The sequence below is a fragment of the Sphingomonas lutea genome (assembly GCF_014396785.1).
Lineage (GTDB): Bacteria > Pseudomonadota > Alphaproteobacteria > Sphingomonadales > Sphingomonadaceae > Sphingomicrobium > Sphingomicrobium luteum.
The window spans coordinates 181,299-203,868 of record NZ_CP060718.1 but is presented as its reverse complement, the minus strand read 5'-3'; the positions used below and the strand labels follow the sequence as shown (position 1 = coordinate 203,868).

The 22,570-nt window shown below is 66.1% G+C and carries 24 protein-coding genes; 6 read left to right on the top strand and 18 right to left on the bottom strand.

Going from position 1 to position 22,570, the window contains the following annotated elements:
- Window positions 1-2: 2 nt before the first annotated feature.
- Window positions 3-1,178 (top strand): dual-specificity RNA methyltransferase RlmN, encoded by a 1,176-nt coding sequence (rlmN, locus tag H9L13_RS01000; RefSeq protein WP_235091038.1) that lies wholly within the window; start codon window positions 3-5, stop codon window positions 1,176-1,178.
- On the opposite strand, the gene H9L13_RS00995 is transcribed toward rlmN, so the two are convergent.
- Genes H9L13_RS00995 through H9L13_RS00975 form a run of 5 tightly spaced genes read right to left on the bottom strand, consistent with a single transcriptional unit; the run spans window position 1,175 to window position 6,794 of the window.
- Window positions 1,175-2,119, bottom strand: coding sequence for a lysylphosphatidylglycerol synthase domain-containing protein (locus tag H9L13_RS00995; protein WP_187538246.1), 945 nt, complete (start codon window positions 2,117-2,119; stop codon window positions 1,175-1,177). The genes rlmN and H9L13_RS00995 overlap by 4 nt on opposite strands.
- A complete protein-coding gene (locus tag H9L13_RS00990; protein WP_187538244.1) occupies window positions 2,116-2,922 on the bottom strand; it encodes a class I SAM-dependent methyltransferase in 807 nt (268 codons plus the stop codon). Before H9L13_RS00990 ends, H9L13_RS00995 begins: the two co-directional genes overlap by 4 nt.
- The gene (locus H9L13_RS00985) at window positions 2,919-4,064 is read right to left on the bottom strand and encodes a glycosyltransferase (RefSeq protein ID WP_187538242.1); all 1,146 of its coding nucleotides are present in this window, start codon (window positions 4,062-4,064) and stop codon (window positions 2,919-2,921) included. Before H9L13_RS00985 ends, H9L13_RS00990 begins: the two co-directional genes overlap by 4 nt.
- 14 nt (window positions 4,065-4,078) lie before the next feature.
- The gene (locus H9L13_RS00980) at window positions 4,079-5,791 is read right to left on the bottom strand and encodes a hypothetical protein (RefSeq protein WP_187538240.1); all 1,713 of its coding nucleotides are present in this window, start codon (window positions 5,789-5,791) and stop codon (window positions 4,079-4,081) included.
- Between the two features lie 7 nt (window positions 5,792-5,798).
- Window positions 5,799-6,794, bottom strand: coding sequence for a glycosyltransferase family 2 protein (locus H9L13_RS00975; protein WP_187538238.1), 996 nt, complete (start codon window positions 6,792-6,794; stop codon window positions 5,799-5,801).
- 162 nt (window positions 6,795-6,956) lie between these two features.
- On the opposite strand from H9L13_RS00975, the gene H9L13_RS00970 reads away from it, so the two are divergent.
- A complete protein-coding gene (locus tag H9L13_RS00970) occupies window positions 6,957-8,132 on the top strand; it encodes an SAM-dependent methyltransferase (RefSeq protein ID WP_187540013.1) in 1,176 nt (391 codons plus the stop codon).
- A gap of 34 nt (window positions 8,133-8,166) precedes the next feature.
- On the opposite strand, the gene H9L13_RS00965 is transcribed toward H9L13_RS00970, so the two are convergent.
- A complete protein-coding gene (locus H9L13_RS00965) occupies window positions 8,167-8,760 on the bottom strand; it encodes an EF-hand domain-containing protein (protein WP_187538237.1) in 594 nt (197 codons plus the stop codon).
- A gap of 70 nt (window positions 8,761-8,830) precedes the next feature.
- Window positions 8,831-9,817, bottom strand: a complete 987-nt coding sequence (locus H9L13_RS00960) for a phosphatase PAP2 family protein (protein ID WP_187538235.1) — start codon at window positions 9,815-9,817, stop codon at window positions 8,831-8,833.
- A 134-nt stretch (window positions 9,818-9,951) separates the two neighbouring features.
- Here H9L13_RS00960 and H9L13_RS00955 point away from each other — a divergent pair, with 134 nt between their 5' ends.
- Complete coding sequence (locus H9L13_RS00955) at window positions 9,952-11,508, top strand: hypothetical protein (protein WP_187538233.1); 1,557 nt, start codon at window positions 9,952-9,954, stop codon at window positions 11,506-11,508.
- Window positions 11,508-12,524, top strand: coding sequence for a glycosyltransferase family 2 protein (locus H9L13_RS00950; RefSeq protein WP_187538231.1), 1,017 nt, complete (start codon window positions 11,508-11,510; stop codon window positions 12,522-12,524). The genes H9L13_RS00955 and H9L13_RS00950 overlap by 1 nt, the downstream gene beginning before the upstream one ends.
- On the opposite strand, the gene H9L13_RS00945 is transcribed toward H9L13_RS00950, so the two are convergent.
- Together H9L13_RS00945 and H9L13_RS00940 are read right to left on the bottom strand one after the other, a co-directional pair.
- Complete coding sequence (locus H9L13_RS00945) at window positions 12,458-13,186, bottom strand: class I SAM-dependent methyltransferase (protein ID WP_187538229.1); 729 nt, start codon at window positions 13,184-13,186, stop codon at window positions 12,458-12,460. The genes H9L13_RS00950 and H9L13_RS00945 overlap by 67 nt on opposite strands.
- Complete coding sequence (locus H9L13_RS00940; protein WP_235091037.1) at window positions 13,186-13,599, bottom strand: GtrA family protein; 414 nt, start codon at window positions 13,597-13,599, stop codon at window positions 13,186-13,188. The genes H9L13_RS00945 and H9L13_RS00940 overlap by 1 nt, the downstream gene beginning before the upstream one ends.
- A gap of 60 nt (window positions 13,600-13,659) precedes the next feature.
- Here H9L13_RS00940 and H9L13_RS00935 point away from each other — a divergent pair, with 60 nt between their 5' ends.
- Window positions 13,660-15,459, top strand: coding sequence for an AcrB/AcrD/AcrF family protein (locus H9L13_RS00935; protein ID WP_187538227.1), 1,800 nt, complete (start codon window positions 13,660-13,662; stop codon window positions 15,457-15,459).
- Here the strand turns inward: H9L13_RS00935 and H9L13_RS00930 are convergent.
- The 9 genes from H9L13_RS00930 to gluQRS form a co-directional block, all read right to left on the bottom strand.
- Entirely contained in the window at window positions 15,456-16,091 is a 636-nt protein-coding gene (locus H9L13_RS00930) for a MarC family protein (protein ID WP_187538225.1), read from the bottom strand. The two genes, H9L13_RS00935 and H9L13_RS00930, sit on opposite strands and share 4 nt — an antisense overlap.
- Window positions 16,088-16,732, bottom strand: a complete 645-nt coding sequence (locus H9L13_RS00925) for a hypothetical protein (RefSeq protein WP_187538223.1) — start codon at window positions 16,730-16,732, stop codon at window positions 16,088-16,090. The genes H9L13_RS00930 and H9L13_RS00925 overlap by 4 nt, the downstream gene beginning before the upstream one ends.
- Window positions 16,729-17,616, bottom strand: coding sequence for a bifunctional methylenetetrahydrofolate dehydrogenase/methenyltetrahydrofolate cyclohydrolase FolD (folD, locus tag H9L13_RS00920; protein ID WP_187538221.1), 888 nt, complete (start codon window positions 17,614-17,616; stop codon window positions 16,729-16,731). Before folD ends, H9L13_RS00925 begins: the two co-directional genes overlap by 4 nt.
- A complete protein-coding gene (locus tag H9L13_RS00915; protein WP_187538219.1) occupies window positions 17,616-17,912 on the bottom strand; it encodes a YggT family protein in 297 nt (98 codons plus the stop codon). The genes folD and H9L13_RS00915 overlap by 1 nt, the downstream gene beginning before the upstream one ends.
- 36 nt (window positions 17,913-17,948) lie before the next feature.
- A complete protein-coding gene (egtD, locus tag H9L13_RS00910) occupies window positions 17,949-18,908 on the bottom strand; it encodes an L-histidine N(alpha)-methyltransferase (RefSeq protein WP_187538217.1) in 960 nt (319 codons plus the stop codon).
- Window positions 18,892-20,127 carry an ergothioneine biosynthesis protein EgtB gene (egtB, locus tag H9L13_RS00905; RefSeq protein ID WP_187538215.1) on the bottom strand — a complete coding sequence of 412 codons (1,236 nt, stop codon included), beginning with the start codon at window positions 20,125-20,127 and terminating at the stop codon, window positions 18,892-18,894. Before egtB ends, egtD begins: the two co-directional genes overlap by 17 nt.
- Before the next feature lie 65 nt (window positions 20,128-20,192).
- Complete coding sequence (locus H9L13_RS00900) at window positions 20,193-20,753, bottom strand: cob(I)yrinic acid a,c-diamide adenosyltransferase (protein WP_187538213.1); 561 nt, start codon at window positions 20,751-20,753, stop codon at window positions 20,193-20,195.
- 3 nt (window positions 20,754-20,756) lie between these two features.
- Window positions 20,757-20,960 carry a twin transmembrane helix small protein gene (locus H9L13_RS00895; protein ID WP_187538211.1) on the bottom strand — a complete coding sequence of 68 codons (204 nt, stop codon included), beginning with the start codon at window positions 20,958-20,960 and terminating at the stop codon, window positions 20,757-20,759.
- Window positions 20,961-20,970: 10 nt separating this feature from the next.
- Window positions 20,971-21,816: a tRNA glutamyl-Q(34) synthetase GluQRS gene (gluQRS, locus tag H9L13_RS00890; protein WP_187538209.1), complete on the bottom strand. Its 846-nt coding sequence runs from the start codon at window positions 21,814-21,816 to the stop codon at window positions 20,971-20,973.
- 179 nt (window positions 21,817-21,995) lie between these two features.
- On the opposite strand from gluQRS, the gene H9L13_RS00885 reads away from it, so the two are divergent.
- Window positions 21,996-22,562, top strand: coding sequence for an HNH endonuclease (locus H9L13_RS00885; RefSeq protein ID WP_187538207.1), 567 nt, complete (start codon window positions 21,996-21,998; stop codon window positions 22,560-22,562).
- The last annotated feature ends 8 nt before the right edge of the window (window positions 22,563-22,570 follow it).

Sequence of the window (22,570 nt, the reverse complement as noted above, 5' to 3'; positions counted from 1 at the left end):
CCATGAGCGCCGACACCAACCTGATGCCCATTCCGGGCGCCGTCGATCCTGTGCCCGTGCCGCGCGGCGCATCCGCGCGTGCCGACGGCCGGATCGAGCTTGTCGGCTTGCCGCGCGAACGTATTCGTGAAGAGCTTGAAACGGCCGGGCTCGAGCCGCGCCAGGCCAAGCTGCGCGCCAAGCAGATCTGGCACTGGATCTACAATCGCGGGGTCGGTGACTTCAACGCGATGAGCGACATCGCCAAGGCGCAGCGCCCGTGGTTCGCCGCGCGCTTCGCCATTTCGCGCCCTGAAGTGGTCGAGGCGCAGGTTTCGACCGACGGCACGCGCAAGTGGCTGCTCAAGACGCACGACGGCCACGAATTCGAAATGGTGTTCATTCCCGATGCCGACCGCGGCACATTGTGCGTGTCGAGCCAGGTCGGGTGCACGCTCAATTGCCGCTTCTGCCACACCGGGACGATGGCGCTGGTGCGCAACCTCGAGCCGCAAGAGATCGTCGGCCAGGTGATGCTCGCCCGCGATGCGCTGGGCGAATGGCCGAGCCAGCCCGAAGGGCGGATGCTGACCAACATCGTCATGATGGGCATGGGCGAGCCGCTGTACAATTTCGACAATGTCCGCGACGCGCTGAAGATCGTCATGGACGGCGACGGACTGGGCCTGAGCAAGCGCCGCATCACGCTGTCGACCTCGGGCGTGGTGCCGATGATGGCCCGCGCGGGCGAGGAGATCGGCGTCAACCTTGCCGTTTCGCTCCATGCGGTGACCAAGGACGTTCGCGACGAGATCGTGCCGCTCAATCGCAAGTACGGCATCGACCAGTTGCTCGAGGCGTGCGCGGCTTACCCCGGCGCCAACAATGCGCGGCGCATCACGTTCGAATATGTGATGCTCAAGGACAAGAACGACAGCGACGCCGACGCACGCGAGCTGGTGCGGCTGATCCGCCAGTATCGGCTCCCGGCCAAGGTCAACCTGATCCCGTTCAACCCGTGGCCGGGTGCGGGCTACGAGTGCTCGACCGACGAGCGCATCCGATCCTTCAGCAACATCGTGTTCGAAGCGGGCATTTCCGCCCCGGTCCGGACGCCGCGCGGCCGCGACATCGACGCCGCCTGCGGCCAGCTCAAGACCTCGGCGGAACGGAAACGGAAGTCCCGGGAGACCGCCTAGGCGCTTTTGAGACTTTTGCGCTCGCTCAAAGGGTCAGCGGGCACTTGGGGCGATTTGGGCAGGCAGACACCTACGCCCAGCGAGATCACATCGCCCAGCACGCTTGCCGCGCGATGCATCAAGGCAGCCGACAGCGCCGGGCCGCCACCCACGAACGGGGCCAGTCCAAGGACGATCACCGAATCGCGCACACCCAGGCCGCCCGGCGCGCCGGGAACGGCAAAGCCGACCACCCAGGCCGCGGCGAATATGGCGACCGACAGCGACAGCGACACGCTGGCTTGCGATACGGCCGTCGCAATGAAATGCAGGGAGGCGCCGAGAAGCAGGAACGCGACGACGTGCATGGCGATCAAGGCGGCGAGATGTTCAAGGCGGATCTTCGGCAGCAAGTCGGCGCGCACGCGCTTGGCCACGACGAGCCATGTCACCAGCGCCAGCACAACCGCGCACAGGGTCACGGCAACGCGGCTCCATGCCTGATCCTGCGGAAGGATGGTTTCGACCCGGGTCAGCAGGCCTGGGTCGAACGCAATGGCGACCGCCACGGCGCACGCCCCGCCGACCAACGTGACGAAGGTTTCGGCGATGAGTGCGAAGCCGACCGTCCTGGCCGGGACGCCTGCCTTCATCGTCATTGCGGCGCGTCCGAGGAATTGGGCGACGCCGCCGGGCACATATTTGCCGATCTGTGAGATCAGCACCTGACGACCCGCCGCCGGCCAAGATTGCGCCGATCCAAACGTGTCGAGGATGATTTTCCACACCGATGCCGCAACCAGCATCGCCGCGACGTAAAGCGCGACCGAAGTGGCGAAGCCTGCGGCGACGGCGCGATTCCACGTCGCTGCCGCACGGAGGTCGCCGCCGAAGAGGTAGATGACGAGGGCCATGGCGAGGATTGCTGCCAGGCTGCCCGCCCACGCTGCCCAGCGCGTCATCCTTCGCGTCGTCGCGCGATAAGGATGAAGCCCGGACCGAGCTGCGTCTTCACGAACAGGCGTTGCACCTGGCACAGGACACGCATTGCAAGCGTGCCCGGCAGGCTGGCGTAGAATGGCCAGAAGCGCGCGTGCGCCGAACGGTCCGATCCACTGTCGTCGGTCAGCGCGGCGGTATCCAGGCCCATCCTGGCCTTTTCAGCCAAGCGCTTGCGATAACCCGGCGCGCACAAGCGCTCCATGAGGTTCGCCAGGGGAAACCCGTAGGTCTCGACAAGGACGACGTTAAAGCCGGCGCTTTCCACCGCACGGATCAGCTCGTCGCGCTCATAACGGCGCACATGCCCGGCCCATTCGTCGGCCGCGTTCCAGCGACGCTGATGCGCCGGCGTGGACACAATCAATTGTCCGCCGGGTCGCAGGAAACGGCGCCAATTGCGCATTTCCCGGACATCTTCCGCCAGATGCTCGATCACTTCGAACGACATGACGACGTCGAACTTGCCCTGCCACGATTCATCAATCTCGGCCCGCAATTCCATCCCCGGCGCCTGCTGCTGGAGATGGCGGCCAAGCGCGATGGCCTTGGCCGATCGATCGACGCCATGCGCATCGTATCCCGCGCGGCGCAGTTCCGAGACCAGCGCACCCGGGCCGCAGCCGATGTCGAGAATGCGGCACGGGCCGATCCGTCGCAGATGCCGCAAAATGCGATCACGACGCAGGACGTAGCGTGGCGCGGGCGTCCAGTTCAGCGACGGCATCGCCGGCCCGAAATGCGGATGATACGTGACCGTGCTCACTGCAGTCCTTCGAGGTAGCGGATCATTTGCGACCCCAGCCTGTCTGCCGAAAAGTGGTTAACGAGATGCGAAGAGGGCTCAGGGCACCCGGCGGCCAGTGCGGCTTCGATGCCGTCGAGCAGGCGATCCGGTGAGCCCGGCTCAACCATCGTCAGGCCCGCGTCGGCCGGAAGCTCGGCAAGCGCGAGCGATGCGCGGGTGACGACATGGCGGCCGCTCGCCAGGCATTGGAAGACCTTGTTGGGCACCACCGACGCGGCCTTGCGCGACGTGCCGAAGATGCCGAGGCAAATATCGGACTGCGCGATCCAGTGCGGCAGTTCGGCATATGGCACCCACTTGATCCAATGCACGTGACGGGGGCCGGACGGGCCAAGCGCGGCGGCCACCTTTGACGCATCCTGCCCGTCGCCGATGATGGTCCAATCGAAAGCCTGCCCCCGGTCCGAGCAAGCGGCGGCGAGGATGGTTTCGATCCCGTGCAGGGGGATCAGCTGGCCGTAGAACAACAGCCGCGGCCGGCCTGCCTTGGCTCGGCGCGGCAGGCGTTCGAACTTCGCAATCTCCGCCCCGACGGCGACGTGGCCGACCGACCCCGCCGGCAGGTCGAACAATTCTTCGACGTAGCGCGCATGGGCCGCGGTATCGATGATCACTCGGTCCGCCGCGCGGCACGCGAGCCATTCCATGCCCCAAAGCAGCCGCGCCTTGAGCGACCCCGGTCGCGTCAGCGCGCGATCGTGGACGGTCGTGTCGTAGATCGAGATGAACAGATCCATCAGGATCGGGACGCGGCGCAGCTTTGCCGCCGGCCACAGCATCGACACGTCGAGCTGCGCGGGATAGCCGACCACCAGCGCATCCGGCCGCGGCGCGAGCAGGAACTGGATCAGCAGTTTCGGATAGACGAGGACGAGCCGGAGATAGCGGGCCAGGCGCGCAGCGCGCCCCAGCCGGCTTTTGTCGGCGACGCCCGCCCAAACGTCGGCATGCACTTCCTGAAGTTCGAAGTCGGCGTCGCGCAGCGCATCGAGGAGGATGCGGTTGCGCGGCTTGTCGCGGTCGGCCGTGCCCCATGCCATGACCCGGCGCAGCGGCCGCTGCGCAGCGGCGGCGTCGATGGCGGGGAAGGGCGCGTTCACCTCGTCACGCCGCGCTACAGATTGTCGAAGACGAGTTCGCGCGGCGCGGATTGCGCGGCCTGCGGAAGCCCCGCGCCCCACCGCAGAAGAATCCCCTGCGCGCCCTGCGGCGAAACAATGCGATGCCGGCCCTGACCAATCGTCACGGCCGCGTGGGGCGCCACGGTGCGACCATCGATCTGGACGGGAACACGGCTGTTCAGCACATAGGTTCCCGCGACTTGGAAGTCCGCGACGACCGGCCGCGGGGAGGCTGCAATCCGCTTTCCGGCGATCCAGATCGGCCCCGTGTAATGCACATATTGCGACTGCAGTGCCGCACGGTCTTCGGGATGGAAAAGGATGCGCGGCGTTGCACTGGGCGCAATCCCGAAGCCCTCGGAAATGATCGGGCTGTTGGCGATGATGAAAACCGGCTGGCGCGTTGCGAGCAACGTCCGGATCGTTGGGCGCTTGCCGTCACGATAATTCTCCATCTCCCAGCTGCTCATGAACATTCCAGCCTGCGGAAAGGTCGGGATCATCGAGCTGCGGTCGAGATAGGGAACGGGACTTGGAAACAAGCGGTGGACGAGGTTTGTCGCCGCCGCCTGGTCGGCCGCGGTCGCCGGGTTGATGCGCATCATCATCAGTGCGGCGACGATCGTCCAGCCGGTCGTGACCAGCCACAGGAAGGGCCGCAGCCACGACAAAGTTGCCGCACCTGCGACAGTGATCGCCGCAGGCGCCAGGATGAAGGCGTAAAAATAGGGGAAGGCGTTGCGGTAGAAAGTTAGCGTCAGGAACGGCAGCATGAAGGCCAGCAGCATCAGCGACCGGACCGGCTGGTCGCGAAGGCGCCGCCCGATCGCGAAAATTCCGGCCGCGAGCATTACCCAGTAGACCGGGTTTTCGAGCACGGCACGAATGAAGTAGCGGTGCGTCCAGAACGGCCGCCAGTCGCTTAAGGTCTTGTCGTAGCTCGACCCCAATTGCTGCTGGGTCGCGCTCACGGTCGGCGCGGCGAGCGTACTTGCGTGCCACGCGTAGAGCAGCGCCAGGAACAGTGCGGAAAGCGCGGCACCGCCGGCCAAGGCGAGGAGTGTCGGCACGCGCCGCTCCGCCTCCATGATGCGGTAGACACCCGCGGCGACGAGCAACGGCGCGGCAAGTGCGACTTTCACCGTGACCATGGTGGCAATGGCGACGGCCAGCGCGACTGCGGAAATCGTGACCAGGCGGAGCGGCCGGCAGATCAGCAGCCACGTCGCGAACATCACCAGGAAGATGGCGATCGGATCGAACCGGAAGCTTGCGCCGTGCAGGAAGACGTAGCTGAAGGACAAATAAGCGGTCGCAGCGAAGGCGGCCGCGGTCGCGTCGAAGAAGCGCCGGGCGATAAGCCAGATGAAGACCACCGTCCCGCTTTCCAACGCAAGCATCACGCCGCGCGCGACGTGAATCTGGTCCATCTCGTTCGGGAAGCGTGTCAGCCACCCGAACAAATGCACCTGGAATGTCAGGAAGGCGCTCGACAATTCCCCGCGCTGGAAGGCGTGGATGTCGGCAAGGAAGCGATATTCGTCCCAATGGATGGGCTGCAGGAAAATCATGCGCGCCTGAAGAAGCAGGCACACGACGGCACATGCGGCCGCGATCCACGCCTGCCGCGCACCGATCTGGTCGAACAGGTGCGCGTGGCGCGGGTGCCCAGGTGCGCGCGCACCGATCGTCAAGCTCAACGACATTGGTCGATCAGCCTGCGCGCCGTTGCTTGATTGCGGGCGCCACAGCCGGATCTTCCCGCGCTGCCACCGCCGATTCCAGCGCACGGACGCGCTCCAGCATCTGTTCGATCAGCTGACGGTTGCGGCCGATCAGATCGGCCAGCGCGCCCAGCATGGCGGCGATGACCCCGACGATCATCAGGACGCCGCCAATGACCAGCGACTGGACATGGCCCGCACCGTCGCCGGTGAAATAGAAGAAGGCGAAGCGCAGCATGGGGGCCAGGCCGATGAGGAATGCGGCAAGGCCGATCGACGCGAATACGCGCAGCGGATTGTACATCATGTAGGCGCGAACCAGCGTGACGCCGGTATTCATGATGAATTGCGGAATCGAACTGAACAGCCGCGACGGGCGCACCGCGCCGTTGGTGCGGATGGGCACCGAAACCACGGCCATCCGCTTACGGCCGGCCTGGATCAGCATTTCGGTCGTGTAGGAAAAGTCGGACGTGATGTTGATCCGCTGCGCGGCCGACCGCGTGATGGCGCGAAAGCCGCTGACGGCGTCGGTGACCTGCGTTCCCGACAAGCGGCGGACGACGGCGCTTCCAAGGCGCTGGAGCAGCCGCTTGACCCGGCCGAAGTGCGCGTTGTCGCGAACCCTGCGGTCGCCGATGACGACGTCGGCCTGGCCGGCAACGATCGGCGCCACCAGCTGGGCGATGTCTGCGCCTTCATACTGATTGTCGGCATCGGTGTTGACGATGATGTCCGCGCCCAGGTCAAGCGCGCGCTGCAATCCGCTGCGGAAGGCAGCTGCCAGACCACGATTGGTACGATGCCGAACAACGTGATGAACGCCCCAGCGGCGCGCCACGCCGGACGTGTCGTCGCGGCTTCCGTCGTCGATGATCAAAAGCTCGATTGCGTCGATCCCCGGCAGGGTACGCGGCAGGGCGGCGAGTGTCGCCGGAAGGCTTTCCGCCTCGTTGAAGCACGGGATCTGGATGATCAACTTCATGGACCGCGCCGCTTTCTTCCCCAACTTGGTAAACGGCTAGTCCGGAATGATTGCGTTCGGGTTAAAGCGAAGCCATCGTTGAGCGCCAATTTTTGCGGAGGAAGCGTGCTTCTCGACACGTTACTGGGCAAGCTGCTCAAATCCGGCAGCCTGACGATCAAGATGCCCGGCCGGCCGGCGCAGACATTCGGGCCCACGGGCGGAAAGCATTTCACGATCGCATTGACCGACCGCAAGGTCGCGTTCGACATCGTGCGCAACCCGCGGCTTGGCCTTGGCGAAGCCTATATGGACGGTCGTCTGACAATCGAGGACGGGACGATTCTCGACCTCATGGAGATGATCGTCGGCGCCAATCGCTGGGAGGACGGCGGGGCGGGGCGCAAGGCGCTCAACAAGCGCAAAAGCAAGGGCAAGTTCCTGCGCTGGCTAAAGCCGAACGACTTCGGGCGCGCGCGGCGCAACGTCGCGCATCATTACGACCTTAAGGACGAGCTCTACGAACTCTTCCTCGACGACGACAAGCAATATAGCTGCGCTTACTTCACCGACCCCGCCAACAGCCTGGAACAGGCGCAGGCCCACAAGAAGGCGCACATCGCCGCCAAGCTCGCGCTCCGGCCCGGGCTGCGCGTGCTCGACATCGGCAGCGGCTGGGGCGGAATGGCGCTCTATCTGCACAAGGTCGCGGACGTCGACGTGCTTGGTGTCACCTTGTCCGAACATCAGCTCAAGATCGCGCGCGAACGCGCGGCGGCGGCGGGCGTCGCCGACCGGGTGAAGTTCGAGCTGATCGACTACCGCCAGCTCGACAAAACCTTCGACCGCATCGTGTCGGTCGGCATGTTCGAACATGTCGGGCTGAAACATTATGACGAATTTTTCGCCAAGTGCCGCGATCTGCTGAACCCCGATGGCGTGATGCTGGTGCACACCATCGGAAAGCTCGGCAACCCGTCGAAGGGGCCGGACCCGTTCACCGACAAATATATCTTCCCCGGCTACCATTTGCCGTCGCTGGCGCAGATGGCGGAGGCGAGCGCGCGGGCGCGGCTGATCTCCGCAGATGTCGAGAATTTGCGACGCCATTACGGCTACACGTTGCGCCACTGGCTGGCCCGCGCGACCGCGGCGCGGGCGGAGATCGAAGCGATGTACGACGCACGCTTCTTCCGCATGTGGGAATATTATCTGTCGGGCGGCGTGGTGATGTTCGAGACCGGGGCGGCGTGCAATTACCAGGTACAATATGTGCGCGACCGCAATGCGCTGCCGATCACCCGCGACTACATGTTCGAGGCCGAGGGGCGGTACCGCGAGATTGCCGCGGCCAAATGAAAAGGCCCGGCAGTGAAGCCGGGCCTCGGTTGCGCTAGCCGCGGCGCTGCGCGCGCATTTGCTGGCGCATCAGGCGCCGCTCTTCGCGCGTGACCTGACCGTCGCGGTTGATGTCGGTGCGGTCGAAGCGCTGCAGTGCGGCATTCTGCGCCTCGGCCAGCGTCACGCGACCATCGCGGTCGACGTCCGCGGTGTCGAACATGCGTCCGCCAAGGCCGCCCATGCGGGCCATGCGCGGACCGCGGGCCTGGCCGCCCATCGCGGCGCGGCGCTGCTGACGCAGCGCGGTCATCGCGTCCCACTCGGCGCGCGAGATGGCGCCGTCGCGATTGGTGTCGAAGCGGTCGAAGGCGGCGGTGCGCGCCTGCCCGCGATTGCGCTGGGCGTTGCCGCGCATCCGCTGTCCGCGCATCGCACGGCCGGCCTGCGCCTCGGCTCTGGTCAGGGCGCCGTCGCGGTCGGCATCGAGGCGAGCGAAGGTTGCGCGGATATTCTCGACCACCTGCGCGCGGCTTTGCGGCGCGGCCATGCGCGCTGGCGCGGGATTCATCGGCTGCACGGGCTGCGCCGCCGCGGGCGCAAAGGACAATGCGACGACGCTTGCAGCGATCATTGCAAGTGACTTCATGATCCGACCCTCCTCGATCATTTCGAAGGGAGCCTATGGACGGAAACCTGTATTGCGCTTGAATGAAGGTTTAGTCGGCGGCCGCCGGCGCGGCTGGCTGGGCCGGCAGCAGCGGCAGCTTCAAGCGTCCTTCGTAATAAGCGAGCGCAAGACGGTAGCAGCCGAGTGCGGCCAGCGCACCCACGACGCCGTCGGCGGCATAATGCCAGCCAAGGCTGATCGAGAGCAGGAAGATGACGAAGCCCGGCGCCGCCATCGCCCAGGTCCAGCGCCGCGCGAGGGCGTAGATGGCGATGACCATCCACGCCGTGGTCGCAATGTGCATCGAGGGCATGGCCGAAATCCCGCTGCCCGGACCGAAGCCAGCGCCGGCGTAGGTACGCCACAGATAGTCGGACATCTGCACCATTTCGGCCGGCACCTGGATGCCGGCGAAGTCGCTGCCGTAGCCCAGTTTCTGGTAGAACACCGGTCCCGCCGCGGGCAGCAGGATGTGGATCACGGGACCAAGCACCGACCACAGCAGGAAATAGGTGATGAGCACCGCCGATTTGCGCGCCGACGCCGGCTGGCAGAACACCACCAGCAGCGTGACGATCATCATTGCGAACCAGCCGCGGTGATAGAAGAGCGCCGTGCCGAAGCCGTTCAGCCAGCCGAGCAATCTCCACGGATCATGCCCCAGGAACAGCAGCCGGTCGAATCCGGCCAGCAGGGGGTCCGCCCAGAACGGCACGTAATGGTTGAGCAGCGGCTTGGCCCACATGAAGGCGACCATGTTCAGCCCGGCGATGGCGATGCCGCCGCCGATCATTGCCAGCCCGCGCCAATCGGTGCGGACGGTGTGGATGATGTGACCGATCGGGCTCTTCACGCCGCGCATCAGCATGGTGACGAAGGCGGTGACGCTGGCCAGCGCAGCGCTTGCGAACAGCCATAACGGCAGCAGGCCAAGGGCTGGAAGGACGCCCGACCAGTCGGGCATCAGGGCCAGCGCAAGCGTGCCCAGCGCCACCGTCAGCACCAGGCTCGGAACCAGCCAGCTACGCTCGCTCATGCGCTCCCCCATGCGCTTCGATCTACGGTGCGACCGTTAACAATATGCGAACCATGCGAAAGTCCCTCGTCGATTAGCCATTGCCAAGCGACGCGCTGCTGGCGAAGGCGCTGCCAATCAGGCGCAAGGGGCGAATGGCACTCGGACCGGTTCTGGACGACGAACGAGAGGATCGGGCCCACCGGCCATGGTGGGAGACCCGGCCCTTCGTCGCGGCCGTCATCCTGCTGTCGATGGTCCCCTTGCTCTACCCGCCGATCCCGCCGCTAGTCGATTTGTTCGGCCACATGGGGCGCTACCGGGTGCAGCTCGACCTCCACAATTCGCCGTGGCTGTCGCAATATTACGGCTTCCACTGGGCAGCGATCGGCAATCTGGGCGTCGACCTGCTGGTCATGCCCCTGGGGCGGCTGATCGGGCTCGAGCCCGCGGTCAAGCTCATCGTCCTTGCCATCCCGCCGATGACGGTCGCGGGCTTCCTGTGGGTCGCGCGCGAGGTGCACCACCGCCTGCCGCCAACCGCGTTGTTTGCGCTTCCCTTCGCCTACAGCCATCCGTTCATGTTCGGCTTCGTCAATTTCGCATTGTCGGTGGCATTGGCGTTCCTCGCCTTCGGCTTGTGGCTACGGCTTGGCCGGCTCGGCAAGCTGCGCCTGCGCGCGATGCTGTTCGTGCCGATCTCGATCGTGGTTTTCTTCGCCCATACGTTCGGCTGGGGCATGCTCGGCCTGCTATGCTTTTCGGCGGAGGCGGTGCGCCAGCACGACGAGGGGCGCAGCTGGTGGCGATCGGGCATCAACGCCGCGCTCCATGCCTCGGTCATGGCGCTGCCCCTGTTCATCATGCTTGCCTGGCGCAGCGAGGCGCATGGCGGGATGACCCGGGGCTGGTTCGACTGGGATTATAAGTGGACCTATATCAAGCAGGCGCTGCGCGACCGCTGGAAGTGGTTCGACCTGGCCTCGGTCGCGGCGGTCGGTCTGGTCTTGCTGACCGCGATCGCCGTCCGCCGGCTGACCTTTTCGCGCAACCTGTTGTTTACCGCGATGGTCCTTACGGTCGGTTTCGTGATCCTGCCGCGCACCGTGTTCGGGTCGACCTACGCCGACATGCGGCTGTTGCCCTACGTGCTTGCAACGGCAGTGCTCGCGATTCGCTTCCACGGGCCGACGCACCTGCCGCTGGCGCGCGTGCTCGCCATCCTCGGCCTCGGCTTTTATGCGATCCGCCTCGGCGGGACGACGGTCAGCATGGCGCTGGCCGCCAATGACCAGAAAGCGGAGCTGGAGGCACTTGACCATGTGCCGATGGGCGCCCGCGTTGGCTGGATCACCGACGAACTCAGCTGCGGACATGGCTGGCGGCTGCCGACCAACAGCCATTTGGGGGCGATGGTCATCGTCCGCCGCCACGGCTTTTCAAACGACCAATGGGTGATCGAGGGCCTGAACCTGCTCGACCTCAAATATCGCGCCGCGGGCAAGTTCGCGTCCGATCCGTCGCAGATCACGCGGCCGTCCTGGTGCCGCGGCCGCGGCGGCTGGTTCGTCAACGCGGCCTTGTATCAATTCCCGCGCGACAAGTTCGATTATCTGTGGATGATCGATCCGCCGCCGTTCAACCCGGTCTATGTCGAAGGATTGACACCGGTCTGGCGCAATGGCCGGTCGATCCTCTATCGGCTGGATTGATGCCACGGCTGTCGATCGTCGTTCCCTGCTTCAACGAGGAAGCCTGCCTGCCCGCGCTGCATGAGCGGCTGACGGGGGCGGCGCGCGATGCAGCGGGCGAGGATTATGAAATCGTGCTGGTCAACGACGGTTCGCGCGACGGCAGCTGGGCGATCATGCAGCGCCTGGCGGAAAGCGATCCGCGCCTGGTCGCGGTCAACCTTTCGCGCAACCACGGGCACCAACTGGCGCTGACCGCCGGGCTCGACCTGTGCCGCGGGCAACGCATCTTCATCATCGATGCCGACCTCCAGGATCCGCCGGAACTGCTCAAGGACATGCTCGCGACGATGGAATCGGAAGCGGCCGACGTGGTCTATGGCGTGCGCCGGAGCCGCGCGGGCGAGACCGCGTTCAAGCGGGCCACGGCGCACGGCTTCTACCGCCTGCTCAGCCGCGCCACCGACGTCGACATCCCGGTCGATACCGGCGACTTCCGGCTGATGAGCCGGCGCGCGCTCGACGCGCTTCTGGCGATGCCCGAGCAGGCGCGGTTCATCCGCGGCATGGTCGCATGGATCGGGTTCAAGCAAATGCCTTTCCCCTACGACCGTTCGGAGCGGTTCGCGGGGACGACCAAATATCCGCTGGGCAAGATGATCCGCTTCGCGCTCGATGCGCTGACCGGCTTCTCCTCCGCCCCGCTGAAGCTCGCCAGCCATGCCGGCCTTGCGCTGTCGGTCGGTTCGGTGCTGCTCATCCTTTACATTGCCTACGCCTGGAGCGCGGGGCGCAACGTTCCCGGCTGGACCTCGCTGATGCTGATCGTCGTGGTACTCGGCGCGATCCAGATGTTCGTGCTGGCGCTGATGGGCGAATATATCGGCCGCCTGTACAATGAAGCCAAGCAGCGGCCGCTGTACATCGTGCAGGAGATCGCCGGCGGCGACCCGCGCCCGGGGCGGCTCGGTTACTTGGCCGATGCCACCGCGAACAGCGACAGGCCGGGCGGCAAGGGCACGCGCCCGATCAAGTGACGTTCCGCCGCGAAGGTCCGCTCGAGCGCGAGGTTGAGCGGTCGCGCCGGCAGTGCCAGATCGGCATTTTCCTTGCCGCGCAGCTTCGACGCCATGCGCTCGGTAACGGCGACGGGAAAGAGAAGGCTGTTGAAATAACCGACGGCTTCCAGCGTCAGCGGCGACCCCTCGATCAGCCGGCGCAGCGCGGATTTCGAATATCGCCGCTTGTGATGGTTCACGACATCGTGCGCCGACCACATCCACTGGTGGGCGGGAACCGTCATGACCAGTTTCCCGCCAGGCTTCAGTCGCGCCGCGATCGACGCCAGCGCCGCCGCGTCGTCATCGATATGTTCGATCACATCGAAGGCGCCAACGAGGTCGTAGGCACCTTCGGAGATGCCCTTGAGCTCGGGCAACGGCGCGTCGTGCACCACGCGCCCCAGCCGCTTGGCCGCCATGGCGCGCGCTTCTTCGTCAAGCTCGACCGCATCGACCGTACCGAAGCGTTCAAGCATTGCGAGATTATGGCCGGTGCCGCAGCCCACTTCGAGGATGCGCGCCCCTGGCGGCGGGGGCGCGAGGCGCCGGATCAGGGCGGCGACAACCTCCCGCCGTGCCCGGTACCACCAGTGGCGCTGGTCGAGCTCCGCCATCTGCTCGTAGACGACGCGCTCCATCAGCGGAAAACCCACTGACGGTTGAGCGTGAAGGTGACGGCCGGGGTCACGAACAGCATCGGCACGATCGGCGCGCCGCGCCCCCATTGCAGCTTCGTGTAGAGCAGCCACACCCAGAAGCTGTTGAGTGCCAGGCTGGCAAGCGAGACGATGACGAACTTGAGCTTGGTCCCGCCGGTGCGCTCACCGCCATGGTCGCGGAAGCTCCAGCGGCTGTGCATGATGTAACCCGTCGCCATGGCCACGACATAGGCCAGGAAATTGCCCAGCTGCGGATGCCAGCGCAGGCCGAGCGCCACCAGCGCATAGACGCCGACGCCGAGCGCGGTGACGAAGGCGCCGCTGACGATGAAGCGGGCAAGCTGGCCGATCATCGCGCGGCGCTCGGGCGGCAGGGTGGACGGACTCAACACGAAACACGAAGCTCCAAAAGGGCAGCTTGCCCTTAGCGGTTGAGCGGCTATGCGCGAAAAATGGCCCAGCGCAAGGACGAGACACTGGAGCAACGCGCCGTGGGCCTGCTCGAACGCCACTGGAAGCTGCTCGTAATCATCGTGTGGCTCGGCTTCGCGGCCTGGTCGGTCTATTCGAAATGGCCCGACATCCGCTTCTTCAACCTCGCCGATACCGACGACAACATGCGCATGATGCAGGTCCGCGGGCTGCTCGCGGGGCAGGACTGGTACGACCTGCGCCAGTATCGGATGAATGTACCGGCGGGCCTCGACATGCATTGGTCGCGACTGGTGGACCTTCCCCTTGCCGGCCTGATCCTCTTCCTGAAGCCGCTTCTCGGGGGCGCGACGGCCGAACGCGCGGCGGTGGCAATTGCGCCCTTCCTGCCCTTTCTCGTCATGCTCTTCGCGCTGGCACTGACCGCCCGCCGGCTGATCTCCCCGCGGGCTTACCTCCTCGTCTTCCTGGCCTTGTTCTTCGCCGGCTCGACCAATGGCATGTTCCGACCGACGCGAATCGATCATCACGGCTGGCAGCTCGCGTTCCTGGCGATCGCGGTCGCGGGGATCGCGGATCCGCGGAAAGTCCGCGGCGGCCTGACGCTGGGTTTCGCAACCGCAGCGTCGCTGGCGATCGGCCTTGAACTGCTGATCTATCTGGCGATCGGAGGCGTCGCCATGACGCTTTTCTGGGTCCAGGAGCGGGACGAGGCGGAGCGGCTGCGCGCTTATGCCGTGGCGCTTGGCGGCGGGACCGCAGCGGCGTTCCTTCTCTTCGCCTCCAACGCCAATTGGCAGGCCGTCTGCGACGCCTTGTCGCCTGTCTGGCTTGCAAATGCCTTGGTGGGGAGTGCCCTGCTGTTCGGATTGGCCTGGATCTCCCCTTCAGACTGGAAGCATCGTCTGGCGCTCGGGGTCGGCGCGGGGCTGATCATCGCCGCCTTCCACGCGTTCATGTGGCCGCACTGCCTGCAGCGGCTCGAGGGCGTATCGCCGGAGGTCGAGCAATTATGGCTAAGCCATGTGCGCGAAGCGCGGCCGGTATGGGCGCACGGGTGGCGCGTCGCACCGCTCATCGTCGCGCTGCCGATCACCGGGATCGTCGGATGGGGCGTGCTCGTCTGGCTTCGTCGCAACGATCCCGAAGCGCTTCGGCGGACCCTTGCGGCCTCGGCCCCCGGCCTTGTCGCCGCGCTTCTGCTGATGTGGCAAACGCGGACCGGTCCGGCGGCGCAAATGCTCGCGACGATCGGGGCCGCGGCGCTTTTGTGGTGGGTTGTGCCAAAGGTCTGGAACGCCACCCGCGGTATCGTTCGCGTGCTTGCGGTCACCGCCGTCGTCCTGATCTGCGCGGGGGCTGCCGTGCCATTCTTGATGGAGCAGCTGCCGCCCAAGCCGCAAACCAACCGCACGATCGCCATCGGCAAGGCCAATCGGCTGTGCAATTCGCTCTGGGGTCTCCGCGCGGTAGGCCTGCAGCCCAAGGGGATGGTGTTCACTTTCGTCGACCTTGGCCCCCGCCTGATCAACGTCACGCACCACGATGCGGTTACGGGACCGTACCACCGCAATGGCGAACAGATCGGCGACGTGATGAACGCCTTTCGCGGAAATGCGGACCAGGCGCGGCGCATCATGCGCAAATATGGGGCTGACTATCTGCTCACGTGCCCGAACAGTTCGACCACGACGATCTTCATGTCGGAAACGCCGAAGGGCTTTTACGGCCAATTGTCGCGGGGCCAGGTGCCGGGCTGGCTGCAGCCGGTGCAACTGCCCGCGGGTTCGCCATACCGCATGTGGCGAGTGATCGACTAGGCGCCCGCCAGACCGGGTAATGACCGTTCCAGGCCATCGAGCACGAACTGCGTCGCAAGCGCTGCCAGGATCACCCCCAGGATCCGGGTGATCATCGCTTCCACCTTCGCGCCGACGAAGCGCATCAGCGGGCCGGCGGCAAGCAAGGCGAGCAGCGTGAGCAGGATGACCAGGGTCATCGCCGCGAGCACGGTGAGGGATTCCGTAAGGCCCTCGGCGCGTGCGTTGAGCAACATGACCGACGCAATCGACCCGGGCCCGGCGATCATCGGGATGGCCATCGGGAAGACGCTGATGTCCTCGACCTCGGGCGTGTTCTGGATTTCCTCGGCACGCTTCTCGCGGCGCTCGGTGCGGCGTTCGAACACCATGTCGAGCGCGATCATGAACAGCATGATGCCGCCCGCGAGCCGAAAGGCCGAAAGCGAGATGCCGAGGTGCTTGAGCAGCGGTTCCCCAAGCAGGGCGAAGAAGGTCAAGATACACCAGGCAACGATGCACGACCGGATTGCCATGCGTCGCCGTTCGGCCTCCGCGGCCTCGCTGGTCAGCGAGGCGAAGATCGGCGCGCAGCCCGGCGGGTCGATGATCACCAGCAAGGTGATCAGGGCCGAGCTGAACAGTTCGATCATTTTTTGGGCGGTGCCGGGACGGTATTGACCAAAGCCTGGTCATAGCCGCGCCCGTTCCACAGGAACACGCGGAAGCGGTGTGCGCCGTCTTTCTCGACCTTCCAGTCCCAGCCCAGCGACTTGTCGGCGGATTCGCCGCGCCCTTGGTCTTCAGGGTTGGAGCGCGCGGCCTTCGATGACAAAGCCGGCGGCGCAATCACCGGCGCGCCGGGCGCGCGGGCGCGGCAGGAGGCGCGCGTGACCTTGGTCCGAAGCGGTTTGCGCGATGCGCCAGGCTCGGGCGGGACGCCATTGTCATAGACCCAGCGCCATTGCCCCTTGTCGCGTTGCCACACGGTCGTGAAGCGGCCGTACGGCGTGCCGTCGGGCTGGAAGGCCGGGCCGGTGTTGACCGCGATCCGGCCGTCGCACGACACCCAGCTCTTGTCGGGCCACCATTCGACCGAGCGAGGCGGATCCTTGCGGCCTTTCAGGAAATTCTGTGCCCAGACCGCCTGCGGCACGAACATGACCGCGGTGTCGTCGGCCCATTTGCGAAACGCGGTCCACTGGCCGATGCGCTGCGCATCGCGGGCGAAGGCGCGTTCGGCATCGACCGCGGTCGGTGCGGCGGCGGCGAGGAACAAAGCAGTGATGATCATAGACCCTCCGGGTCGTTCAGGCCTGCGCGGCGGTGCGCTGCGACCAGGGTGTTGCGCATCAGCATGGCGATGGTCATCGGCCCGACCCCGCCAGGCACGGGGGTGATGGCGGCGGCCACTTCGGCCGCTTCGTCAAACGCCACGTCGCCGACCAGGCGGCCCTTGCCGTCGTCGGTCGGCACGCGGTTGATGCCGACGTCGATGACGATCGCGCCCGGCTTGATCCAGTCGCCGCGCACCATCTCCGGCCGGCCGACCGCGGCGACGACGACGTCCGCGCGGCGGACGACATCGGGCAGGTCGCGGGTGCGCGAGTGGGCAATGGTCACCGTGGCGCTTTCGCCGAGCAGCAGCTGGGCCATCGGCTTGCCGACGATGTTCGACCGGCCGATGACGACGGCATTGGCGCCGGACAGGCTGCCAAGCTCATCCTTCAGCATCTGCAGGCAACCGAGCGGCGTGCACGGCACCATTGCGGGCAGGCCGGTTGCCAGCCGTCCGGCATTCATGGCGTGGAAGCCATCAACGTCCTTGGAGGGTTCGATCGTCTCGATCACGCGCGACGCATCGATGTGGCCGGGTAGGGGCAGCTGGACGAGGATGCCGTCGACCGCTGGGTCGGCGTTGAGACGCCCGACGAGGTCGAGCAATTCCGCCTCGCTGATCGTGTCGGGCAACTGGTGGTGGAAACTTTCCATCCCCGCTTCGGCGGTCGCGCGATTCTTGGAGCGGATATAGACCGCACTCGCCGGATCCTCCCCGACCAGGACGGTGGCGAGGCCCGGCGCGCGGCCGGCCTTGGCGCGGAACGCGGCAACGCCCGCCGCGACCCGCTCTCGAAGCGCCGCCGCGGCGGCTTTGCCGTCGATACGCCGCGCGGTCATCAGGCGTAGGAATATTCCATCGCGACCCCGGCCAGCAGCTTCTTGAGCACCTGGATCAGGATCAGGACGATCAGCGGCGAAAAGTCGATGCCGCCGAAATCGGGCAGGATCTTGCGGATCGGGCGGTAAATCGGTGCGGTAATCTTCTCGAGCGCGAGGGAGAAGGCGCGAACCCCGCCGGAACTGGTGTTGAGGACATTGAAGACGAACAGCCAGCTGAGGATCACCTGGATGATGATGATCCACATCAGCACGCTGAGCAGCAGGTCCGCGATGGAAATGAGGGCGAGGAACATGGGCGGGGCTTAGCGGGACGACCGGGCAGCCGCAATCTACGGGGCGAAGCGTTCGGGCTGCGCCTCGGCCAGGATCACGGCAAAATCCTCTTGCCGGTCGGTCCATTCGGCGATCGGTGTCCAGCCGCCGGCAAGAAGCATCAGCCGCGCGCCGTTGGGGCCGTATTTGTGGCTGTTTTCGGTGTGAATCGACGCGCCCGCGGCAAAGTCGAAGCGCTGGCCGTCGATCTCGAACGTCACGTCGCGCGTCGCCACCAGGTGCATTTCGATGCGCGACATCATCTCGTTCCAGCGGGCATCGTGGGCGAAGGCGTCGACCGGCACGTCGCCACCCAATTCGCGGTTGATGCGCTCCAGCAGGTTGAGGTTGAACTCGGCAGTGACACCCCGCGGATCATCATAAGCGGCAACCAGGCGATCGACGTCTTTCAGGCGATCCATCCCGATCAGCAATTTGGAGCGATCGCCCAGGAGATCGCGAAACTGCCGCAGCAAGTTGGTCGCGCTCCACGGCACGAAATTGCCGATGGTCGAACCGGGAAAGAAGCCGATGCGCGGCAAGCCGTCGAGACCGCCGGGCAGATCGAACTTGCGCATGAAATCGGCGACGACGGGGATCACCTCGAGGTTGGGGAACTCCCTTTGCAGATCGGCCGCGCTAGCCCGCAGATAGTCGCCCGAGATATCGACCGGCACGTAAGCGGCGGGGTGGATGCCTTTGAGCAGGATCGGCGTCTTGGTCGCCGATCCCGCGCCGAATTCGATCACCGCCGCGCCGGCGGGGAGCCGCGCGGCAACCTGCGGCATGACCTGTTGCAGCAACGCCGTCTCGGTCCGCGTCGGATAATATTCGGGCAGGCGGGTGATGTCGTCGAACAGCTCCGACCCGCGACGATCGTACAACCAGCGCGCGGGGATTGCGGGGACGGGCGCGGCCAGGCCGGCAAGCACGTCCTTGCGGAAGGCCAGCGTCTGGTCGTCAAGCGTCGCGAGCAAGGCGCACCCCCGTGAACTGCCAGCGCGCGCTGGGCGGAAAGAAATTGCGGTAGGTCGCCCGGCTGTGCCCGCGCGGCGTCGCGCAGCTCGCGCCCTTGAGGATGAACTGCCCGCACATGAACTTGCCATTATATTCGCCGACCGCGCCTTCGGCGGGGGTGAAGCCGGGGTAAGCGGCGAAGGCGCTCTGGGTCCATTCCCACGCGTCGCCGAACATGCCGCCGCCCGGCCGCGGCGCGACCGCTCCAGCAATGTCGAGTTGGTTGCCAAGCATTGGATCGGCGCTGTCGGCGAAGCTTTCCCACTCCGCCTCGGTCGGCAGGCGCGCGCCGGCCCAGCGGGCGAAGGCGTCGGCCTCGAAATAGTTGATGTGCGCGACCGGCGCCGCCCCATCGATCTCGCGCCGGCCGCCGAGCGTGAACGCCGTGCCGTCGTCGTGCCAGTAGAGCGGCGCGGTGATCGCCTCGCGCTGGACCCAGTACCAGCCTTCGGACAGCCACAGCGTCGGCGTGCGATAACCGCCGTCGTCGATGAACGCGCGCCATTCGCGGTTGGTGACCTTGCGGTTGGCAATGGCGTGGCCGGCAAGGAAGGCGCGGTGGCGCGGCCGTTCGCTGTCGAACGCGAAGGCGTCGCCCGTCGCGCCGATCTCGACGATCCCCGCGCGGCCGGAATGATAGGTCAGCGGCTCGACCGACCAGCAGGCGGGCTCGGGCAACTCACCATAAGCCGGCTCGATCGGGTTCTCGGCGAAGGTCGCCAGGATGTCGGTCAGGAACAGCTCCTGGTGCTGCTGCTCATGGTTGATGCCGAGTTCGATCAGCTCTAGCGCTGCAGGCGGAAGCGATGGCATTGCGGCCTCGAGCGCATCGTCGACATGAGCGCGATAGTCACGCACCTCGTCGAGCGATGGACGGCTGACCATGCCGCGCTTGGGCCGCTCGTGGCGCGGGCCGGCGGCCTCGTAGTAAGAGTTGAAGAGGAAGGCGAAGCGGTCGTCGAACGGCGCGTAGCCCGGCACCTGTTCGCGCAGGATGAAGGTTTCGAAGAACCAGGTCGTGTGCGCCAGATGCCATTTCGCCGGGGAGGCGTCGGGGAAGGGCTGGATGGTCGCATCGGCATCGCTCAGCGGCGCCGCAAGATCGCGTGTCAGCCGCCGGGTCGCGCGCAGCCGCTCGGCAAGGGTCGATCCTCCCGCTGCTGCATCCGCGCGTGCCATGATTGCATTGCCCACCCGAAACGAACCGATGAAACTCGTTTTAGTTCAGGACGCGGCTACCGCCTTTAGTCCCGCGTGCTGCCCGGTTGCCACAGGACATCGCCGCCTTCCTGCCTGGCGACGAAGCGCGCGGCCACGAACAGGAAGTCCGACAAGCGGTTGAGGTAGGAGAGAAGGTGCGGGTTGAGCGGCTCGCGTTCATGCAGCGCCACCGCCACGCGCTCCGCCCGTCGCGTCACCGTCCGCGCCAGGTGCAGCGCGGCGACCGCCGGCGAGCCGCCGGGAAGGATGAAGCTGGTCAAGGGGTCGAGCGCGTCATTCATCTCGTCGAGCTCGATCTCGAGCCGCGCGACCTGGTTCGGGACGATCCGCAGCGCGCCTTCGACCTCGCCCGGCGTCGCCACGTCCGCGCCAAGGTCGAACAGCTCGTTCTGGACCGCCAGCAGCTTAAGCGCGAGATCGCTGTCCTTGAGATACGCGATGGCCATGCCGATCGCGGCATTGGCCTCATCGACCTCACCGATGGCGCGCATCCGCGCGCTCGATTTGCTCACCCGGCTGCCGTCGACCAGGCCGGCGCTGCCGCCGTCGCCGGTCTTGGTGTAGATCTTGTTGAGCTTGACCAAGCCTTATTTGTCCGCGCCGGCGACGATCAGGATCAGCACCACCAGCAAGATCGCGACGCCCTGGAACAGCACGCGCTTGCGCATCCATTCCTGCGACTTGGCGCCGCTCACATCCTTGCCCGACGCCATGTTCATGACCCCGCGGACGAGGACGTAAGCCGTCGCCGCCATGGCGATCACGAGGAGGGTGATGAGGAGCGTGTTCATGCACGCCTATTTAGGCGTCGCGCAGCCGAAAACCAGCCGGAAGCTCCCCGTGCTTTAGGGCATGTGCGAACTGGCGGCCGTCGACACCCGCCGCGCGCATCGCCGCCAGCGTCGGCGCAAGGTCGCGCTTGGCCAGCCGCCGCCCGTCGTCATGCCTGACGAGCGGGTGGTGGAGATAGTCGGGTTCGGGCAGGCCGAGCAGCGTCTGCAGCAGGCGCTGGACCGGGGTCGAGGAGCGCAAATCGGCGCCGCGCACGACCAGGTTCACGCCGCTTGCCGAATCGTCGATCACGCAGGCGAGGTGGTAAGCGGCCGGCGCATCCTTGCGCGCCAGGATGACGTCGTCGAGATCGGCGCGATCGGCGGTGATGGTTGTGCCGCCTTCGCGCCACGACGGCATTCCCGCCAGCGCCAAGGCCTTGGCCGTGTCGAGCCGCCAGCTGTGCGGTTGCGCCTGTCGCCGGGCCGCATCCTCGGGCAGGTCGCGGCAGGTCCCCGGATAATGGCTCGCGGCGGGCCCATGCGGAGCGGCCAGCGCCGCTGCGATGTCGGCCCGCGTGCAATAACAGGCATAGACCAGACCCATTGCGCGGAGGCGGTCGAGGGCGTCGGCATAGACTTCGCTGCGCTGCGACTGCACCAGCACCGGCTCGGCCCAGTCGAGGCCGAGCCAGCGCAAATCCTCGAAAATGCCGTCGACATGTTCGGCGCGGCTGCGGGTCTGGTCGAGATCCTCGATCCGGACCAGGAATGTCCCACCGCTTTCGCCCGCCAGGTCGTGGCCAATCACCGCGCTATAGGCGTGGCCCAGATGCAACCGCCCGGTCGGCGACGGCGCAAAGCGCGAGACCTTCACGTCACACCCCCTTGACGGCGAATCGGCAATCCTCGATTCATGGCAATGTCACGTCGGGTTGGCATCCGGCGGGTCACAAGGGAAGACGGGCCGAGTGCCCTCTCCTCCCTGCCCTTCACTGGGCGTGCGACGGGGCCGGGGAGCTGCAGTTCGGACCACCGAACGAAAGGCAGTCGCGCTTGTATCATCCCGAGCTGATCCGCCATCCCGACAGCTGTCCGGCATTGGTCCTCAACGCCGATTACACGCCGCTGTCTTATTATCCGCTGTCACTGTGGCCGTGGCAGACCGCGGTCAAGGCGATGTTCCTCGAACGGGTCGACATCGTCGCCCATTACGACCGCGAAGTGCACTCGCCGAGCCTGGCGCTCAAGCTGCCGTCGGTGATCGCGCTGCGCGAATATGTGCGGCCCAACGAATATCCGGCGTTCACCCGCTTCAACCTGTTCCTCCGCGACAAATTCCGCTGCGTCTATTGCGGGTCGGGGCGCGAACTGACCTTCGATCACGTCATTCCGCGCGCCCACGGCGGGCGAACGACGTGGGAGAATGTCGCCACCGCCTGCGCCCCATGCAACCTGCGCAAGGGCGGCCGCACCCCGGCCGAAGCGCACATGCAGCTCTATCGCGAGCCCGAGCGGCCGACGACCTGGGACCTGCAAGTCCACGGCCGCGCCTTCCCGCCCAACTATCTTCACGATAGCTGGCGCGATTATCTCTACTGGGACGTCGAGCTGGAGCCGTAGGGTCTTTC

Coding starts and splice junctions, on each gene's coding strand:
- H9L13_RS00935 (WP_187538227.1), top strand. CDS start 13,660: ATGGCCCAGCGCAAGGACGAGACACTGGAGCAACGCGCCGTGGGCCTG.
- H9L13_RS00930 (WP_187538225.1), bottom strand. CDS start 16,091: ATGATCGAACTGTTCAGCTCGGCCCTGATCACCTTGCTGGTGATCATC.
- H9L13_RS00980 (WP_187538240.1), bottom strand. CDS start 5,791: ATGTCGTTGAGCTTGACGATCGGTGCGCGCGCACCTGGGCACCCGCGC.
- H9L13_RS00975 (WP_187538238.1), bottom strand. CDS start 6,794: ATGAAGTTGATCATCCAGATCCCGTGCTTCAACGAGGCGGAAAGCCTT.
- H9L13_RS00960 (WP_187538235.1), bottom strand. CDS start 9,817: ATGAGCGAGCGTAGCTGGCTGGTTCCGAGCCTGGTGCTGACGGTGGCG.
- H9L13_RS00965 (WP_187538237.1), bottom strand. CDS start 8,760: ATGAAGTCACTTGCAATGATCGCTGCAAGCGTCGTCGCATTGTCCTTT.
- H9L13_RS00970 (WP_187540013.1), top strand. CDS start 6,957: ATGCCCGGCCGGCCGGCGCAGACATTCGGGCCCACGGGCGGAAAGCAT.
- H9L13_RS00945 (WP_187538229.1), bottom strand. CDS start 13,186: ATGGAGCGCGTCGTCTACGAGCAGATGGCGGAGCTCGACCAGCGCCAC.
- folD (WP_187538221.1), bottom strand. CDS start 17,616: ATGACCGCGCGGCGTATCGACGGCAAAGCCGCCGCGGCGGCGCTTCGA.
- rlmN (WP_235091038.1), top strand. CDS start 3: ATGAGCGCCGACACCAACCTGATGCCCATTCCGGGCGCCGTCGATCCT.
- egtB (WP_187538215.1), bottom strand. CDS start 20,127: ATGGCACGCGCGGATGCAGCAGCGGGAGGATCGACCCTTGCCGAGCGG.
- H9L13_RS00950 (WP_187538231.1), top strand. CDS start 11,508: ATGCCACGGCTGTCGATCGTCGTTCCCTGCTTCAACGAGGAAGCCTGC.
- H9L13_RS00995 (WP_187538246.1), bottom strand. CDS start 2,119: ATGACGCGCTGGGCAGCGTGGGCGGGCAGCCTGGCAGCAATCCTCGCC.
- H9L13_RS00915 (WP_187538219.1), bottom strand. CDS start 17,912: ATGTTCCTCGCCCTCATTTCCATCGCGGACCTGCTGCTCAGCGTGCTG.
- H9L13_RS00895 (WP_187538211.1), bottom strand. CDS start 20,960: ATGAACACGCTCCTCATCACCCTCCTCGTGATCGCCATGGCGGCGACG.
- H9L13_RS00955 (WP_187538233.1), top strand. CDS start 9,952: ATGGCACTCGGACCGGTTCTGGACGACGAACGAGAGGATCGGGCCCAC.
- H9L13_RS00925 (WP_187538223.1), bottom strand. CDS start 16,732: ATGATCATCACTGCTTTGTTCCTCGCCGCCGCCGCACCGACCGCGGTC.